Origin of the sequence: Flavobacterium taihuense (genome assembly GCF_019351435.1) — a bacterium.
Taxonomy (GTDB): Bacteria; Bacteroidota; Bacteroidia; order Flavobacteriales; family Flavobacteriaceae; genus Flavobacterium; species Flavobacterium taihuense.
In genome coordinates, this window is the sequence record NZ_JAHWYN010000006.1 from 34,682 (window position 1) to 52,304 (window position 17,623).

The 17,623-nt window shown below is 33.3% G+C and carries 19 protein-coding genes; 7 read left to right on the forward strand and 12 right to left on the reverse strand.

Going from position 1 to position 17,623, the window contains the following annotated elements:
* Positions 1-19: 19 nt before the first annotated feature.
* Positions 20-1,024: a zinc dependent phospholipase C family protein gene (locus KZH69_RS08155; protein WP_219316943.1), complete on the reverse strand. Its 1,005-nt coding sequence runs from the start codon at positions 1,022-1,024 to the stop codon at positions 20-22.
* A 96-nt stretch (positions 1,025-1,120) separates the two neighbouring features.
* On the opposite strand from KZH69_RS08155, the gene KZH69_RS08160 reads away from it, so the two are divergent.
* Positions 1,121-1,852: a YoaK family protein gene (locus tag KZH69_RS08160; RefSeq protein WP_219316944.1), complete on the forward strand. Its 732-nt coding sequence runs from the start codon at positions 1,121-1,123 to the stop codon at positions 1,850-1,852.
* On the opposite strand, the gene KZH69_RS08165 is transcribed toward KZH69_RS08160, so the two are convergent.
* From KZH69_RS08165 to KZH69_RS08185, 5 genes are all read right to left on the reverse strand, one after another.
* Positions 1,849-2,811, reverse strand: a complete 963-nt coding sequence (locus KZH69_RS08165; RefSeq protein WP_219316945.1) for a YeiH family protein — start codon at positions 2,809-2,811, stop codon at positions 1,849-1,851. The genes KZH69_RS08160 and KZH69_RS08165 overlap by 4 nt on opposite strands.
* A gap of 73 nt (positions 2,812-2,884) precedes the next feature.
* Positions 2,885-3,781 carry a LysR family transcriptional regulator gene (locus KZH69_RS08170; RefSeq protein WP_219316946.1) on the reverse strand — a complete coding sequence of 299 codons (897 nt, stop codon included), beginning with the start codon at positions 3,779-3,781 and terminating at the stop codon, positions 2,885-2,887.
* Between the two features lie 26 nt (positions 3,782-3,807).
* On the reverse strand, positions 3,808-5,835 hold the full coding sequence (locus tag KZH69_RS08175; protein ID WP_219316947.1) for a hypothetical protein: 2,028 nt from the start codon (positions 5,833-5,835) through the stop codon (positions 3,808-3,810).
* A gap of 66 nt (positions 5,836-5,901) precedes the next feature.
* Positions 5,902-6,648, reverse strand: a complete 747-nt coding sequence (gene fabG / locus KZH69_RS08180) for a 3-oxoacyl-[acyl-carrier-protein] reductase (RefSeq protein ID WP_219316948.1) — start codon at positions 6,646-6,648, stop codon at positions 5,902-5,904.
* A 181-nt stretch (positions 6,649-6,829) separates the two neighbouring features.
* Positions 6,830-7,678, reverse strand: a complete 849-nt coding sequence (locus KZH69_RS08185) for an EamA family transporter (protein ID WP_219316949.1) — start codon at positions 7,676-7,678, stop codon at positions 6,830-6,832.
* Between the two features lie 169 nt (positions 7,679-7,847).
* Between KZH69_RS08185 and porX the strand changes: the two genes are divergently transcribed.
* From porX to KZH69_RS08210, 5 genes are all read left to right on the forward strand, one after another.
* A complete protein-coding gene (porX, locus tag KZH69_RS08190) occupies positions 7,848-9,401 on the forward strand; it encodes a T9SS response regulator signal transducer PorX (protein ID WP_219316950.1) in 1,554 nt (517 codons plus the stop codon).
* Between the two features lie 115 nt (positions 9,402-9,516).
* The gene (gene tsaE, locus KZH69_RS08195; RefSeq protein WP_219316951.1) at positions 9,517-9,924 is read left to right on the forward strand and encodes a tRNA (adenosine(37)-N6)-threonylcarbamoyltransferase complex ATPase subunit type 1 TsaE; all 408 of its coding nucleotides are present in this window, start codon (positions 9,517-9,519) and stop codon (positions 9,922-9,924) included.
* 8 nt (positions 9,925-9,932) lie between these two features.
* Positions 9,933-10,418 (forward strand): GNAT family N-acetyltransferase, encoded by a 486-nt coding sequence (locus KZH69_RS08200; RefSeq protein WP_219316952.1) that lies wholly within the window; start codon positions 9,933-9,935, stop codon positions 10,416-10,418.
* Positions 10,419-10,501: 83 nt separating this feature from the next.
* Positions 10,502-11,695 carry an alanine dehydrogenase gene (locus KZH69_RS08205; protein WP_219317166.1) on the forward strand — a complete coding sequence of 398 codons (1,194 nt, stop codon included), beginning with the start codon at positions 10,502-10,504 and terminating at the stop codon, positions 11,693-11,695.
* A gap of 36 nt (positions 11,696-11,731) precedes the next feature.
* Complete coding sequence (locus KZH69_RS08210; RefSeq protein WP_219316953.1) at positions 11,732-12,106, forward strand: DUF4258 domain-containing protein; 375 nt, start codon at positions 11,732-11,734, stop codon at positions 12,104-12,106.
* 274 nt (positions 12,107-12,380) lie between these two features.
* On the opposite strand, the gene KZH69_RS08215 is transcribed toward KZH69_RS08210, so the two are convergent.
* The 6 genes from KZH69_RS08215 to KZH69_RS08240 form a co-directional block, all read right to left on the reverse strand.
* Positions 12,381-13,334 (reverse strand): phosphoribosylaminoimidazolesuccinocarboxamide synthase, encoded by a 954-nt coding sequence (locus tag KZH69_RS08215; protein WP_219316954.1) that lies wholly within the window; start codon positions 13,332-13,334, stop codon positions 12,381-12,383.
* Between the two features lie 77 nt (positions 13,335-13,411).
* Complete coding sequence (locus KZH69_RS08220) at positions 13,412-13,654, reverse strand: hypothetical protein (protein ID WP_219316955.1); 243 nt, start codon at positions 13,652-13,654, stop codon at positions 13,412-13,414.
* A complete protein-coding gene (locus KZH69_RS08225) occupies positions 13,654-13,830 on the reverse strand; it encodes a hypothetical protein (RefSeq protein ID WP_219316956.1) in 177 nt (58 codons plus the stop codon). The genes KZH69_RS08220 and KZH69_RS08225 overlap by 1 nt, the downstream gene beginning before the upstream one ends.
* 168 nt (positions 13,831-13,998) lie before the next feature.
* Positions 13,999-14,823: a Cof-type HAD-IIB family hydrolase gene (locus KZH69_RS08230; protein ID WP_219316957.1), complete on the reverse strand. Its 825-nt coding sequence runs from the start codon at positions 14,821-14,823 to the stop codon at positions 13,999-14,001.
* Between the two features lie 312 nt (positions 14,824-15,135).
* Entirely contained in the window at positions 15,136-16,089 is a 954-nt protein-coding gene (locus KZH69_RS08235) for a PhoH family protein (protein WP_219316958.1), read from the reverse strand.
* Between the two features lie 144 nt (positions 16,090-16,233).
* Complete coding sequence (locus tag KZH69_RS08240; RefSeq protein ID WP_219316959.1) at positions 16,234-16,506, reverse strand: hypothetical protein; 273 nt, start codon at positions 16,504-16,506, stop codon at positions 16,234-16,236.
* Between the two features lie 129 nt (positions 16,507-16,635).
* Here KZH69_RS08240 and KZH69_RS08245 point away from each other — a divergent pair, with 129 nt between their 5' ends.
* Positions 16,636-17,466, forward strand: a complete 831-nt coding sequence (locus KZH69_RS08245; protein ID WP_219316960.1) for an SAM hydrolase/SAM-dependent halogenase family protein — start codon at positions 16,636-16,638, stop codon at positions 17,464-17,466.
* The last annotated feature ends 157 nt before the right edge of the window (positions 17,467-17,623 follow it).

Below are 17,623 nucleotides of genomic sequence, written 5' to 3' on the forward strand. Positions count from 1 at the left end.
ATTTATTCTAAATTGCAGACTAATTAAAATCATTTTCACTTTCCAAACCAAAAAGCTTTCCCGTTTTCCAAAGTTTCAAATCGTTTTTTAAATTCTTCTTATTGCGATTGGTCAACTCTTTGGAATCCATATTATCCAAATTTGGTTTTCCTGCATTTACCCAAGCAGTATACCAAAAATTAGTGGTCGCAACAATTGCTTTTCGCATTTGGCTTTCCACCATTCCGTTCAAGGCAGCGTGAAGTTGGGTTGCATATTCTTTGGAATAAATCAAATCACCGAACTTGTTTTTGGCAATATTTCCTTTCTCATCCTTTTCATACATAGTCTCTGCAGTAAAAGTTTCACGCAATTTTCTATCAATTAATAAAAGTGGCTCAACTTGACTATGTGTGTCTTTGATCATAGCCCAAGTCGCTTTTTCAACATTGTCAACATATTTAGCTTCTCCGGTATAAAAACTATAGGTTTTACCAAACATTTCAGGAAGACGAGATTCCCACAAAGAATGAATCCCTTTTTGATTGGTAAGCTGTCCGTCATGATTGACAGCGGTATGCAAAGGCATGTTTGCATCACCTATATAATGTGCCAAATCGGCCGCTAGAAACAAAATTTCGGTTTTTCTTTTATCTTTGAAAGCTTTTGTCAATTTAGCCATTACTTCCTGAATATACCAAGGCAAAATTCCATTATCAGATAAAAATTTCTCATCGTACTTTTTCTTTACCTCATCAAAAGGCAAAGGAATAGATTCTACCTCCCCAAAATTCTCCATATCCATAAAATGACGAGGATTTTCTGCTTTATCACGTAAAGTATATTTCCGTAAATCAGGAACCGTTGATTCTTGGGTTATAAAATCAACATGATTGTAAAAGAAAGTTTGCAAAGGCTTTGGCAATGCCATCACAGCAGCATTATTAATGTGCTCGTGACCAAAAATCCCCCAAGACAAAGTAACGAAAGCAATACTAATTACCGAAAAAGTAATGAATGTAGGTTTAAATTTAAAATTTTTCATTATATTTATTTAATTGAAGTACAAAAGTATTTTTTTTAAAGATAATTTACCAGATTTGAGTTTAAATTTATGTTAATCCAAAGAAAATAAATTAAAATGTTTAGACATCAAGGCAAAAGCAGAACTTCTAAACATAATCTACGTCTTGCTACATTATTATCATTTGTGGCAGGTATCGTAAATATAACAGGCGTTTTGTCGGTAAAGACATTGACTACAAATGTTACAGGTCATTTTGCTTTTTTTGCCGAAGAGGTAACCAAACACGATTATCAAGCCGCCATTATTTTTTTAATCTACACCCTATTCTTTTTGGCTGGAGCTTTTACATCTAATTTTTTAGCAGAATTGGTTTCCGAAAGGAAACAAGACCTTTCTCATCTGCCGGCAATAGCAATAGAATTTCTAATTTTGATTACTCTGGGTCTTTTCGGTATGCAAGGCGATTTCAATTTATTGGATGGAAAATGGATTGCCTTTGGTCTACTTTTTGCCATGGGAATCCAAAACGCATTGGTAACCAAAATTTCTCAATCAACCGTTCGAACAACACACTTAACAGGACTCTTTACCGATTTAGGAATTGAATTGTCCCAATTGTTTTTCTATAAAAAACCCGAGGAACGAAAAGCCTTAAAAACCAGTATTTACCTGAGACTTTCCATCATATCTTTCTTCTTTCTGGGTTGTTTTGTTGGTGGATTGATGTACGGGTATTTGGATTTAAAAACATTATTTGTTGCCGCTTCTTTTCTATTGATTGCACTTTACTATGATTACATCCGATTGCATTTTATTGCCATTAAACGCAAGAAAAAACCTTTTTAAAAATATAAAATTGCCACTAAACTACCAATCGCAATTGTTACCCAAAGCAATACCCCTTGCAATAAAGGCATTAACCCCACCGATTTCAAAACAGAACGGTTCAGCCCTGCTCCTATCAAAAATAAAGTAACCGTAAGCCCCGTTTTCGCGAAAGAAACCAAATGAGGAGCTACACTGGCAACAGGAGAAAAATAAGTATTGCAAATCATAGCCAAAATAAACAATCCAATAAAATAAGGAATCTTCAGTTTGCTAGTTTTATTCTTAAAAACCACTGCTGTAATCAAAGCAACAGGAATAATCCACAAAGCTCTGGCTAATTTTACCGTTGTGGCTACTTGCAAGGCTTCTGTACCATATTTATTGGCAGCTCCAACCACTGAACTAGTATCGTGAATTGCAATAGCACACCACAAACCAAAATCGTTTTGCGACATATTCAACCAGTGTCCAATCAAAGGAAATGCAAACAGAGCAATTGAATTAAGAATAAATATAACTCCCAATGCAATAGAAGTCTGCTTTTCATCCGATTGTATCACAGGAGCAATTGCAGCAATGGCACTTCCTCCACAAATAGCAGTTCCGCAAGAAATAAGATGGGATGTTTTCCTTTGAATTTTAAACCATTTCCCGAATAAAGTACCCAAAGTTATGGTTGCTATAATGGAACCAATCGTAAAAACAAAACCTTCCTTTCCTGCAGCAACAGCACTATTGACATTCATACCAAACCCCAATCCCACAACTGAAACCTGCAGCAATATATTGGTTGCTTTATGATTTAAATGTAAAAATGGATGCCCAGATACATTGGCTATAACCAAACCTAATACTAAAGCAACAGGCGCAGAAATAATAGGAAATAAACAAAGAAGCAGTATTAAAATGAAAATGACTTGCTGTACTACAGCATTCATTCTCAATAAGTGTTGGATATTAACTATAGCCGTTTTCATTTGTATTGTTCATTTATAACACTACAAAGGTCACCATAAATCTACAGCATTGCCAATCGAAAATAATAATCTACTATAACTTTAGATTATAATAACTCGAAATGTTTTTTATGAATAATTCGGAAAGAGAATCTGATTTTCCTTGCAAAGTAATGATATAAAAATAACGCTCAATTTTCAAATTATCGACATCAATAATTTGTAATTCTTTATTTTTCAACTCCTTACCAACTGCATGTATCGACATAAATGCTACGCAATTCGAATTCATCAAATACGACTTGATACTTTCGGTGCTTCCCAATTGCATTTCAATCTGCAATTGGTCTATTTTAATATGGAAAGGTTTTAAAGCATATTCAATAACTTCAAGTGTTCCAGAACCTTGTTCCCGCACAAGAAATCGCAACGATTTAAGATCGACTGGATCGATTTCTTTTTTTTTGACCAATGGATTATTGGAATTACAAACCAAAACCAGTTCATCTCTAATAAATTGAGTGTATTTTATAGATTGATTTTTGGATTGTCCTTCGACAATTCCAATTTCAATTTCTTTGTTTAATAGAGCATTTTCGATTTGCTCTGTATTTCCGTTAAGCAAATTCACTTTAACAGATTCCAGTTTTTGATGAAAACGAGCCAAAAGTGGCGGAATAATATACTGAGAAATCGTAGTACTCGCTCCCAATCGCAACAAACCTTTCCGTTCATTGATAAACGTGCTCATATCAAAGTCGATTTCCCTATAAATCTCAAAGATGCCTTTGGTATGTTTCAATAACACTTCCCCTGCGTTAGTGAGTGCTATTTTCGAACCGTTTCTTTCAAAAAGTTTTATTTTATATTCTTCTTCCAATTCCTGAATGTGCTTAGAAATTGCGGGTTGTGTAATGAATAATTCGGCAGCGGCTTTTGTAAAGCTCAATCGCGTAGCGACGGTGTAAAATACTTTTAGTCTAAAATCCATAATCGTATTTTTGTCAAAATTAATAATTACAACATACCATTATACTTCCGAACAAACCATTCGGTAGAAAGAAAAACAGCGATCAAAACCAGCAACCATTTCCAATCAATCAAAGGAGATTTGGTCACAACCTTTTTTTGAACGGCTTTGTATTCATCGTTATCCAACAATGTTTTTATCAGCGCATCGATTTCATTTGGGTAAAAAGCTGTCCCTTTAGTTTGTGCTGCCAATTCTTTCAATTTTTGAACATCTGAATTTACAAACTGTTTTTCAATATCAAAATCCAGAATTTCAAAATGACCAGAATAGGATGTTTTAGAATTCAATTCTTTTACCGAGAAATTATAGCTTCCCGCTACAAGTCCGTCAAGATTTACTTTATAGGTATTATTTCCCTTTAAAAGATCGAAGTTTTTGGTTTGTTTTGTTTTGACGTTGGTCACAGCAATTGTCAAACGTGCTTTTTCGTCAAAATCATAATTCTTATTGAAATATTGAGCGGTAATTTCTATAGCTTCCCCAGAGTTGTAAAAGCTTTCGTGATTAACAACCAATGATTTTTTGGCATTATTGGAAGCTAAATATTGTATAATCTTATTGATGAAAATATCATATTTCTCAAAGGATTGATTGTTGATATGACTTTGCAGACTCCATTTCCAACTGTTTTCCCCAAACAAATAAGCCGCTCTTTTCCCTTGATTCTCCGTAAAAGACAATAAAGGTGCCTTGGTATCAATATTTCTAATTTTGGAAGAAAGTAACACATTCACTTCACCATTAGTAGTAATTGTTCCAAAACTATTTTGCAAAGGCGGTAATTTTTCAAATCCTAAATTATCCACTGCAAAAAGATTAAACTGCGAATCAAAATCAGCTAAATAATCTTCTTCCTGACCACTCATTTTAAAAATGAAATTATTTTGTTGTTGATTCAAAAATGAAAAATCAGTACTCGTTCCCGTTATGATAAACGTATTCAGATTGGCTTTTTGGTTCGCTTCAAAAACTGATTTGAAAGCAGTTGTTGGTTGATACAAAATAAGCACATTGTAATCCTGCAATGATTTCACTTCATTCGGTTTCAACAATATCACTTTATGTTGCAAATTGGACTCAATTGCTCTTTTTAAAACAGCAATATCGGGATGATTTATAGCCGAAATGATAGCAACCGTTGTTTTTTGATCAATAACTTCAACAGCAAAATTCTTGATATTGTTGAAGGTGTTTTTTTCGCTTTCTTTCGATTCAATTTTAGCTTTATAAATCTGCAATCCCACTTTATTGGCAGGCAAAAGCACATTTACAACAGCCGTTTTCTTTGATGGTGAAAAAGAAATGCTTTCTTTATGCAACACATCATTTCCTTGTACAATACTAAAATTGGTCGTTACAATTTTATCTCCAGAATATTGTAAAAACACTTCAACTGGGAACTTATTTTTTAGAAATGCGTATTTATTAACATTCAGCTGATTGATCTTCAGATCCAACACTTTGGTGGTATCGCCTAAAACCAAAGGATAGACTTTATTGTTTTCATCAAAACTATACACATAATCATTCCCCGAAGTTTGATTTCCGTCGGTTATTAGTACCGTTGGATAAAATGCATTTTTATAAATACTCTTCAAATTTTTAGCAACCAAATCCAAATTGGTCTGAGTTCCCGTAAAAGTCAAACTATCCGATTGTTGAAAATCAGCATCAAAAAGATACGATTGCACATCAAATTTTTCTTGAAGAGCTTTATTCGAAGTTAATTTTTGAGCCAATTCCAAAGTTTTTTCTTTAGAATTCAAAAAAGATATTGAGCTTGAATTATCAACGACAATAGGCAATGGCGTTTTTATAATTTCCAGCTTACTCGTCGTGATAATAGGGTTTATCAAAAGCAGCAATATCAAAAATAGGCTTAGAAAACGCAAAAAAGTCAAAAACAAACCTACTTTCGATTTGTTCTTGACTTTATATAAATATTGAAAAAACGACAAACCACCTGCTATTAATAAAGAAAGTAGTAGTAATAGAATCGTGTTTATTGTCATTATTTTTTATTTTAAATGATGAATTTTGAATTATTTCTCATTCATCATTTATAATTTATAATTATTTTAGGTAAGCATTCCTCCACAAACATTCAACACTTGACCTGTTACATACGCACTCATATCCGATGCGAAGAATAAACAAGCATTGGCAACATCTTCGGTAGAACCACCACGTTTCAACGGAATTCCTTCTCTCCAACCTTTTACAACATCATCACTTAATTTGGCTGTCATTTCAGTTTCAATAAAACCAGGCGCAATAACATTACAACGAATGTTACGAGAACCCAATTCTAAAGCTACTGATTTTGAAAAACCAATCACCCCCGCTTTGGAAGCCGCATAATTCGTTTGACCAGCATTTCCTTTTACTCCAACCACAGAACTCATATTGATAATTGAACCCGAACGTTGTTTCAAAAATGTTTTTTGAATTGCTTTTGTCATATTAAAAACGGACTTCAAATTTACATCAATAACTTGATCAAAATCAGCCTCAGACATACGCATCAATAAATTATCTTTGGTAATTCCTGCATTATTTATCAAGATATCAACTGTACCAAAATCAGCCAAAACAGCATCTACAAATTTTTGTGCTTCATTAAAATCGGCTGCATTAGATTGGTAACCTTTAGCTTTTATTCCCAAAGCGTTCAATTCATTTTCTAAAGCCAGTGCAGACTCAACAGATGAGCTATACGTAAAAGCAACATTTGCTCCGTTTTTTGCAAAAATTTCGGCTATACCTTTTCCAATTCCACGACTTGCGCCAGTAATGATGGCAACTTTTCCTTCTAGTAATTTCATGTTCTAAAATTAGTTTATTTTTTATTAGGAGCTATTCCTGCTATCCGTTACAATCTTTTGTGTTTGAAAAAAAACACAAAAGGATTTTCACTGCTATCAGGGCTAGTTTACAAAGGTCAAATATAATAATAAAATACGGATACAAAAAAATTACAAATTCAATTGCATTTTTACCTCTGGTTTACTGTGAAGCTACAATAAAAACGATTGCAACCAAAGCCAAACAGAGACCTATTACATTATACTTATTCACTTTTTCTTTGAAAATATAAATTCCAACAAGGCTACCAATAACGATAACGCCCATATTCATCCCAGCAAAAACAGTAGAAGGATTCTTGGCAAATGCCTGATGTGCTTTGAGGTAAAAAAGTATATTCCCGAAATTAAAGACTCCAACCAAACCTCCAAAAATCATACTTTTATAATCCATTTTGACTTTCTTTAAAAGCAGCTCATAACTATTAAAAAGGATCATTATTATCAGTGAAATAGTAAATAGTACAAATAACGAAGTCGTAAAAGGCAGGCCTGATATCAGTGCAATTTGCTTAAAAAGTATATCTATAACACCAAAACCAATCAATACCAGAGCAGGATAAATCCATTTGTTTTCCTTATTTTCAGTAGGTTTGTTCAGAATAAGCAGTATGGCTGGAAATGCTAACAAAAGAGCGGTTAACTTAAGTGTATTAAATTGCTCCGCAAAAAAAAACCAAGCTCCTAAAACAGAAATAATGAGTGATAATCGTTGAGCGGCATCGGTTTTAACAATTCCCATATATTTAATGGAAGTCGCCAGAAAAAGAAAAACAACGGGCAATAAAATCCCTAGTGGAATAAGAATTCCCCAAGGTGAAGAAGTGTCCAAAACTGTTAAATCAGGGCTAAAGAACAAATAACACAACGCCAAGGCAAATACATAATTACACGCCACAATTTGTGTAGCAGACGCTTGATACCTCCGCGAAATTTTAAAAATCACGCCAACAGTTACACTGCAAATAACACTTAGAATAAGAAATAACATAGTTCTATATTTATCCCGCAAAAATACTATTTAAACCTAGATTTTACAGCAGAAATATACAAACCGCAATTACAAATAAATTTTGCACTTTTTATTTTTAATCAATTTTATACTATTTTTAATATTATTTAAGTTCTATACAACTAAATTGCACTAAAATAAATTGAATATGGACAAAATAAAAATACTTTGGGTCGATGACGAAATCGATTTGCTCAAACCACATATATTATTTCTGGAGAAAAAAAATTACAGTGTTACCACTTGTAACAATGGTCGAGACGCTATCGATATTTTTGACGAAAACAATTTTGATATTGTATTTCTGGATGAAAATATGCCCGGAATGAGTGGCTTGGAAACATTATCAGAGATGAAAGAGAAAAAATCTTCGATTCCGATGATTATGATTACCAAAAGCGAGGAAGAGTATATAATGGAAGAAGCGATTGGTTCTAAAATCGCCGATTATCTTATCAAACCTGTAAATCCAAATCAGATATTATTGAGTTTGAAGAAAAACTTGGATCATTCCCGATTGATTTCCCAGAAAACAACTTTGGATTACCAAAAAGAGTTTCGAAAAATTACGATGGAAATGGCAATGGTTAACTCCTATGAAGATTGGGTGGAATTGTATAAAAAACTGATTTTTTGGGAATTAGAATTGGAGAATATTGACGACCAAGGGATGATTGAAATTCTGGAATCCCAAAAAGTGGAAGCCAATTCCCAATTTGGTAAATTTATCGAGCGAAATTATGAAGATTGGTTTGCGCCAAAAGCGGACAAACCAGTACAATCGCATGATTTATTCAAAGAATTGGTTGTTCCGGAGATTCTAAAGAAAGACAAACCCGTACTTTTTGTCGTAATTGACAATTTACGTTATGATCAATGGAAAGCATTTGAAAGTGTTGTAGGCAACTATTACAAACTCGAAAAAGAAGTCCCTTATTTCTCTATACTTCCCACGGCAACACAATATGCAAGAAATGCCATTTTCTCTGGATTAACACCACTTGAAATGGAAAAACAATTTCCACAATATTGGAAAAATGACCCAGAAGAAGGCGGTAAAAATTTATTTGAAGCCGAGTTTCTAACAGCTCAAATCAAGCGCTTACGACTAGATTTAAAAGAAGATTACTTCAAAATCACCAATCTAGCCGGAGGAAAAAAACTAGCAGAAAGTTTTAAATCATTAAAAGACAATGATCTTGTAACTGTCGTATATAATTTTGTCGATATGCTTTCGCATGCCAAAACCGAAATGGATGTGGTAAAAGAACTGGCTTCTGACGATAAAGCGTATCGTTCGTTGACTTTGAGTTGGTTCAAAAATTCTCCATTATTAGAAATCATTCAACAAGCACAAAAATTAGGATTCAAATTAATTTTGACTACAGATCATGGAACCATTAATGTTAAAAACCCATCAAAAGTAGTAGGTGACAAAAATACCAGTTTGAATTTACGTTACAAAACGGGACGCAGCTTGACTTATGAGCATAAGGATGTATATGCGGTAAAAGAACCTAAAAACATTGGTTTACCTGCCATAAATATGAGTAGTTCCTACATTTTTGCTAAAAATGATTTGTTCTTGGCTTATGTAAACAACTACAATCATTATGTTAGTTATTATAAAAACACCTATCAACACGGTGGAATCTCATTAGAAGAAATGATTATTCCTTTTCTGGTTTTTAACCCAAAATAAAAAAAAGTAGACAGTAATCAGTTTTTAGTAAAAAGTTAAATTTGCAAGCTTATAATAACTATTTAAAAACTGATAACTGTAAACGCATAACTAAAAACGCATAACTGAATAAAAAATGACGATTACATTTTCGATCGAGCAACTCGCAGATGTTGCTCAACAAATTCTAGACCAAAACCCTAAGAAAGTAATCCTTTTTAATGGGGAAATGGGTGTTGGAAAAACAACATTAATCAAACAACTTTGTAAAACATTGGGTGTAAGAGATGCTACTAGCAGCCCTACATTTTCATTGGTGAATGAATATCAAACCGACACGAATCAAATTGTGTATCATTTTGATTTTTATCGATTAAACAAAGAAACGGAAGCCCTTGATATGGGTATCGATGATTATTTGTATTCTGAAAATTGGTGTTTTATAGAATGGTCTGAAAAAATTGAAAATTTGATTCCTGAACAACATACCATAATTACAATCGAATTACTGCCAAACGGTGATCGTTTATTGGAATTAAAGTAATTAAAATTATGAACTTAGATACCAATAAAGTCGAAATCATTCCTTTTTCAATCGAATTAAAGGAATCTATCAAAATTTTAAATTTAGAATGGCTTCATAAATATTTTAAGGTAGAACCCAAAGATGAAAGGGTCTTATCCGACCCTCAGGGCGAAATAATAGACAAAGGAGGATTGATTTTTTATGCTCGATACAACGATCAAATTGTAGGCACGGTCTCTTTACAAAAAATTGACGATACTACATTTGAATTAACAAAAATGGCAGTATCTGATGGAAATCAGGGATTAGGCATTGGCAAAAAACTAATGGAACATTGCTTTAATCAGGCAAAAAACAAAGGGATTAAAAAATTAATATTGTATTCCAACAGAAAATTATTGCCTGCTATCCATCTTTATCAGAGTTTTGGTTTTATTGAAATTCCTGTCGAAGAAGGCGTTTATGAAAGAGCTGATATCAAAATGGAAAAAATACTATCCCAATCCAAATAATTTAGTCAATCCCATTCGGAACCATTTAAATAAAAATACTTTAAATCTTTTTTGTAAATTGTACCACTAATTTCATGAAATCAATGTCTATAAGTCCATTCACAAAAGAACAATTACTGCCTCAAGAAGAAAAACTAGAAATAGCTAGACATAAAAGCCAACTCTTTATAGGGATTCCAAAAGAGACTAGTTTTCAAGAACGACGCATTTGTCTTACACCAGATGCAGTGAATTCGCTTACCTATCAAGGACATAGAGTAATGATTGAAGCTGGAGCTGGAGTGAGTTCCAGTTATACCGATAAAGAATATAGTGAAGCAGGTGCCGAAATCACTCAAGATACCAAGAAAGTTTTTAGTTGTCCAATGCTTTTAAAAGTGGAACCGCCAACTGTTGCCGAAATAGAAATGATGCATACAAAAACAATTGTATTATCGGCAATTCAATTAAAGACTAGAAAAAAATCCTATTTTGAAGCCTTATCTCGAAAAAAAATAACAGCACTTGCCTTCGAATATTTGAAAGATGAGGACGGCTCCTACCCTGCTGTAAAATCATTGAGTGAAATTGCAGGGACAGCTTCCATATTGATCGCAGCCGAATTGATGATTACTAATGAATTTGGAAAAGGCCTCTTATTCGGCAATATTACTGGAGTTCCGCCAACCGAAGTAGTAATTTTAGGTGCTGGAACTGCTGGAGAATTTGCAGCCAAAACGGCTATTGGACTTGGAGCCAGTGTGAAAGTTTTTGACAATTCAATTACCAAACTGCGTCGTTTACAGAACAATTTAAACCAACGTATTTTCACTTCAACTATACAACAAAAATCATTACTTAAAGCACTAAGGCGTTGTGATGTTGCCATTGGTGCCATGCGAGGAATAGAACGTTGCCCTGTTATAGTAAGCGAAACCATGGTAGAGCACATGAAAAAAGGCGCCGTCATCGTTGATATTAGTATTGATACTGGAGGATGCTTTGAAACATCGGAAGTTACAACTCACGAAAAACCAACTTTTATCAAGAGTAATGTTTTGCACTATTGTGTTCCTAATATTCCTTCCCGATATTCCAAAACGGCATCCCTCTCTATAAGTAATATAATCACTCCCTATTTATTACAAATCGCAGAAGATGGCGGTATTGAAAGTGCAATCCGCTGCAATGCAGGCCTAAAAAACGGTGTTTATTTGTATCATGGCATTCTTACCAACAAAGCCATTGGTGATTGGTTTGATTTACCGGATAACGACATTAATTTAATTGTTTTTTAACTAAACTTTCCCATACCTTTGCCGAAAAATTAAGATATGAATTTTATACAACGTTTTGCTTACTATCTGGTAGGTTTGATAATGGGTTTATTTGTGGTAGCAGCTATATTTAGCGGAAAAGACACCCGTTGTAATTATTTTCCAAATGCCCGAGTTTTAAATGATTTAAGCACTAAACCTTTCTTTTATTCCGATAAAGCCTCCCTTATTTTATCCCAAAAATGGATAGACACTACCGATATTAAAAATACACTTAAACTGGGAGACGTCGATTTTGACCAAAGTAATGTTCCCTACAAAAAAGGAAAATTATATGTTATTGAAGGCAAAACAAGAAAAAATCAGCAAATCATAATCAAAGTGATTAATTACGAGAACAAAGCAGTCTTAGAAGACATTAATAAAAAATAAGAACACCAAACTCTTCCTTTCGAAGAGTTTTTTTTTATCCAAAAAATAGTCAGGAGCGAATCAATAGGCTTTATCAAGAAACATCGTTCCTTCTGTCCGCTATATTCTATCCCGTAAAAACGGGATAGAATGGCACTCCCATCAGGGCTAAAGAGCGGTCATTGGGATTTTTTGGAGAATAACTCCAACAAAACTATAATCCATAAAAAAAACCATAACTCAAATCAATGAATTATGGTTTTATATTTATCGCTATTTAGCGATTTGACTCTAATTATCTTTGTGCCAAATATGCCAAAACGTTTTTCTCAATTCTTTCATTAATATTCGTGATGTCAGCTTTTACAAACTTTTCGCCAAGAATATTTTCATACAACTCAATATATCTATCAGAAACAGTTTCGATATATTCATCAGTCATATTTGGAATTTGTTGTCCTTCCAAACCTTGGAATCCATTCTGGATCAACCAGCGTCTTACGAATTCTTTTGACAATTGTTTTTGTTCTTCCCCTTTATCTTGTCTTTCTTGATATCCTTCAGAATAGAAATAACGAGAAGAATCTGGAGTGTGAATTTCATCAATCAATACAATAACACCGTCTTTGGTTTTTCCAAATTCGTATTTTGTATCCACCAAAATCAAACCACGGCTGGCAGCAATCTCAGTTCCTCTTTGAAACAATGCACGAGTATATTTTTCTAACACCAAATAATCTTCTTCGGTTACAATTCCTTTTTCAAGAATTGCTTCTCTTGAAATATCGGCATCATGTTCTCCATTATCCGCTTTCGTGGTTGGCGTAATAATTGGTTCTGGGAATTTGTCGTTTTCTTTTAAACCTTCAGCCATTGTCACTCCGCAAATTTGCCTTTTACCAAGAGCATATTCACGAGCAGCATGACCCGAAAGGTAACCGCGAATCACCATTTCCACTTTAAAAGGCTCACACAAATGCCCAACAGCAACACTTGGATCTGGAGTAGCAATTAACCAGTTTGGTACAATATCCTGAGTCAATTCCATAAATTTTGTAGCAATTTGATTCAAAATTTGTCCCTTGTATGGAATTCCTTTTGGCAAAACTACATCAAATGCAGATAGTCTGTCAGTAGCTATCATCACAAGTAAATCGTCATTGATATTATAAACTTCCCTTACTTTTCCGCGATACACTGATTTTTGATTCGGAAAATTAAAATTGGTTGTGGTAATTGTATTGCTCATTAGTAGTGTGTTGTTGTTATTTTTATGGATGCAAATTTAAAACTAATTAATAGAGAACGCAAGGAAAACCAAAAGTTCTATTTACAAGCCAAAAGTCCTTTCCCTGATATTTTAATAGAAGCTCTTAGTTCGCTTATTGTAGTCTCTTTTAATATTTTCAACTTTTGAATCGGAACAATATAAATCTCGCTCCCATCAGAATTGGGTATGTTTACTACCGCATTTTCATCATCATTCTGTTCTATCAAAAAACCGGGTTGCCAATAATCCCCAAATTGTATTAAAGCGGGTAAGTCAGTCTCTATTTTGGGTTCATCCACTAATTGATTTTAGCTATTTCTTTATGCTTCTCATAACCTGGAATTACTTCTTTAAGTTTGGCATCTATACCATCGCTTATTCTTTGAAAAAAAGCCAATCGTAACAAATAGCCACATACATATACAAATGCAAGCAAAATGAGAGCTCCAATAAAATTGACCGCATTCGGTCCCATTATTTTATCAAATCCAATCATTTTAGCAATTCCACCTCCAAACTTGGCAAAATAACCAAATACTTTTTTAATTAAAATTAATTAAGATAAAAACAGGTAATAAAAACAATATTCCCGAGATACAATTTTGCTTAACTCTTTCTAAATAACTGTTCATAACAACATATATTAAAATGAAACACTAAATCCTTCTAAAATTTCAGTTAAATATCTCGCTACACCATCTTCATTATTCGTTGAAATTACTTCTAGATGAGACAATTTACTTTTCAAATTTTCGGGTGCATTGCCCATTATCAATCCAATTCCAGCTGCATCTAACATCTTTTCATCATTAAAACCATCACCAAAAGAAATCGATTCCTCAAAAGAATAGCCTTCTTTTTCAAGAATCTTGGCAATCGCGACACTTTTATCCACCGATTTATCCATAAACTCTAAACAAATAGGCAAACTAAAAGCATGACTAAATACATCTGAATGGTCTTCAAGAATTTTGTCTCTCAAATCCACTAATTTCTGGTGGTCATCATGAGTAAAAAATATTTTTATAGCACTATAATCATCCAATACTGCAAAATCTACCACTTCGGGTGGGTACGCTAAATCTTTTTGAAAAGCATTTAGTTTTTTATTTGTTTTTGAAGTTTGCCAAACTTTCTCCTTGAATAAAACCGTTGTAATCTCTGGATCTATATCCAATGATAAAATAGATTTGACAGCATCTCCTTCTAAATTAAAAGAATATAAAAGTTCTTTTTCTGGCGAATGAATTCTTGCTCCGTTGGAAGTAACTAAATAGACTGGAAGTTCCAAACTGCTAATTATTGCCATAGCATCCATGTGATGACGACCTGTCGCCACAATAATTAGATAGTTTTGTTCATGCAGTTTTTGAAAAACAGATTTAGTATAGGCAGAAATGGTGTGGTCTGAGTTGAGCAATGTACCGTCTAAATCGCTTATTACTACTTTAATTTTTTGTTTCGACATTTTGTATTTCAATTTCTTCAGAAAAGTTATTTAAATTTAATCTCCAACAACACCTTGTTTTATAAATTAAGTAAAACAATTAAATTGCAAGTGGGTTCAATTTTAAGATATTCAAATTTATTGCATTTAAACAAGATACCCAAAAAGTTAAACGCTTATAAGACGCTTTTAACTTAATTATACCGATATGTTAACTTTAATTGGGAAATCAATTGCAGAGCTGATCATCTTTCTTTTTTTTACATAAAAAAAGGAGAAACGCCATAACTCGTTTTCTCCTTTTATAATTTTTATCACTTTTAATTATTACAATTAATAATCATTATTTTCAATTTGTTTGTAAGCATCAATCACTTTTTTTACCAATCGATGGCGTACAATGTCTTTATCATCCAGATATATAATACCAATTCCTTCAACATCTTTTAAAACTAATATCGCTTCTTTCAGTCCAGAAATAGTTCTTCGCGGCAAATCTACTTGACCAGGGTCACCAGTAATCATGAACTTGGCACTTTTCCCCATACGCGTCAAAAACATTTTCATTTGCGAATGTGTCGTATTTTGAGCTTCATCCAAAATTACAAAAGCATGATCTAAAGTTCGTCCACGCATGAAAGCCAGAGGTGCAATTTGGATAATTCCCTTTAAGATATAATCTTCTAATTTTTCATTGGGCAACATATCTCGTAGCGCATCATACAAGGGTTGCATGTATGGGTCTAGTTTCTCTTTCATATCACCAGGAAGAAAACCTAAATTTTCACCTGCCTCAACGGCTGGACGAGTCAAAATAATTCGCTTAACTTGTTTTTCTTTCAAAGCTTTTACAGCCATAGCAACACCTGTATAGGTTTTCCCTGTCCCAGCTGGTCCGACAGCAAAGACCATGTCATTTTTTTCCATTGTATCCACCAACAATTGTTGATTGGGCGTCATGGGTTTAATGATTTTTCCGCCTACACCATGAACCAAAATTTTGTCATGACCAAGAACTTTGTTCTCCTCTCTGGAATCGCTTAGAATCACCCGTTCAATTACATTATCATCAATAGTATTGTATCGGGTGAAATGCAACATCAACCGCTGAAACCGCTTTTCAAATTCGTCAAGAACGTCTTTATCTCCAAATGCTTTTAGAGTTGTTCCTCTTGCGACAATTTTTAATTTTGGATAATATTTTTTGATTGACTCTAGGTGTGAGTCCTGAGTACCCCAAAAGTCTTTTGGAGCAATGTCGATGAGCTCGATGATTCTTTCGTTCAAAATAAGAAGTTTTTAAGTTAATTAATTGAGTTAAATCAATCTACTATTTACGCTGCAACACTATATATCACAGTTTTTAATTTCTAAATCGGTAAATAACACTAAAAAACATCTTTCTAGAATTTGGGTCGTTCTAGTTCTAAATTACACGTTAGCTTTTAATTTTTTCAACATAGATTCATTCAAGAAATCAGAAACTTTAATAGATAAAATTTCACAAAGATTGTCTTTAAAAAGTAAATCAATGTCAGTTTCCTTTATACCACTTACTACTACGGCTTCTATTTTTTCTTTTTCGATTTCGCCTGATTTACCTGAAAAATTCGATTTATCTATTGTGGTATTTGACAAACCGTTCTGGCTAAAACAATGCAGGCTACAAAAGAAAAGAAATAAAATAACAATAAACTTAGGCATAAATTTTTGTTTTTAATTCTAATTAAATTCTGTTCAAATAAATTATAAAATACTTTAGCTTTGCATTTCTCAAATTTAATAAAAAATTAGTTTCAGTCGCTACAAAACTCAATAGTTATAAACAATTTTATGTCAATAATTACCCTTACTACTGATTACGGCTTGAAAGACCACTTTGTAGGTGCGTTAAAAGGGAAATTATTATCTGAGTATTCTGACGCTACAATTATTGATATCTCTCATTACATAGACCCATTTAACACTGTTGAAGCCAGTTACATCATTTCTGCTTCCTACAACAGTTTTCCAAAAGGGACCGTTCATATCATTGGAGTCGATTTAGAATCCAATAAAGAGAATCAACATGTTGTTATGCAATGGAACGATCATTTCTTTATTGCAGCCGATAATGGCATATTAAGCATGCTTTCTCAAAAAATTATTCCACAAAAAATAGTTGCGATAACCATTCATGACCGACTGCATACTGACGCTACCGATTTGGATGTTTTCGTAAAAGTGGCTTGCCATATTGCCAAAGGTGGTGTGTTAAGTGTCATAGGTAAAGAAATCAATAATCTAAAACAAGTAACCGACTTACAAGTAGTTTTATCAGACGATGGAAGTCAGCTAAAAGGAAACGTGATTTACATCGATCATTTTGGAAATGTGGTCACCAACATTTCTAAAAAGCAATTTTTGGAATGCGCCAAAGGCAGAGATTATGAAGTTGTGTATAGAAACCAATCTATTAAAACCATTTTGCCTTATTATTCTGCCATAGCCAATTCGGATAAATATCCTATAAAATATTATGAAGGTCAAAGACTGGCGATTTTCAACGAAGCAGGTTTTCTGGAAATTGCCTTATTTAGAAGTAATCCTTTAACCGTAGGTTCAGCTAGTACACTATTGGGACTAAATTACAGAGATGTGATTACGATACGATTTAAGAACTAAGATAGCAGATTTAAGATAGCAGATTTAAGATAGCAGAATTAAGATAGCAGAATTATGTAGAGAAGAGAATATAGATTTTAGAAAACAAGTTTTTTTTGCCATTGAAATTGATATTGCAATTGAATTTATTATTGCTTTTACGTTAAAAAAAATATAA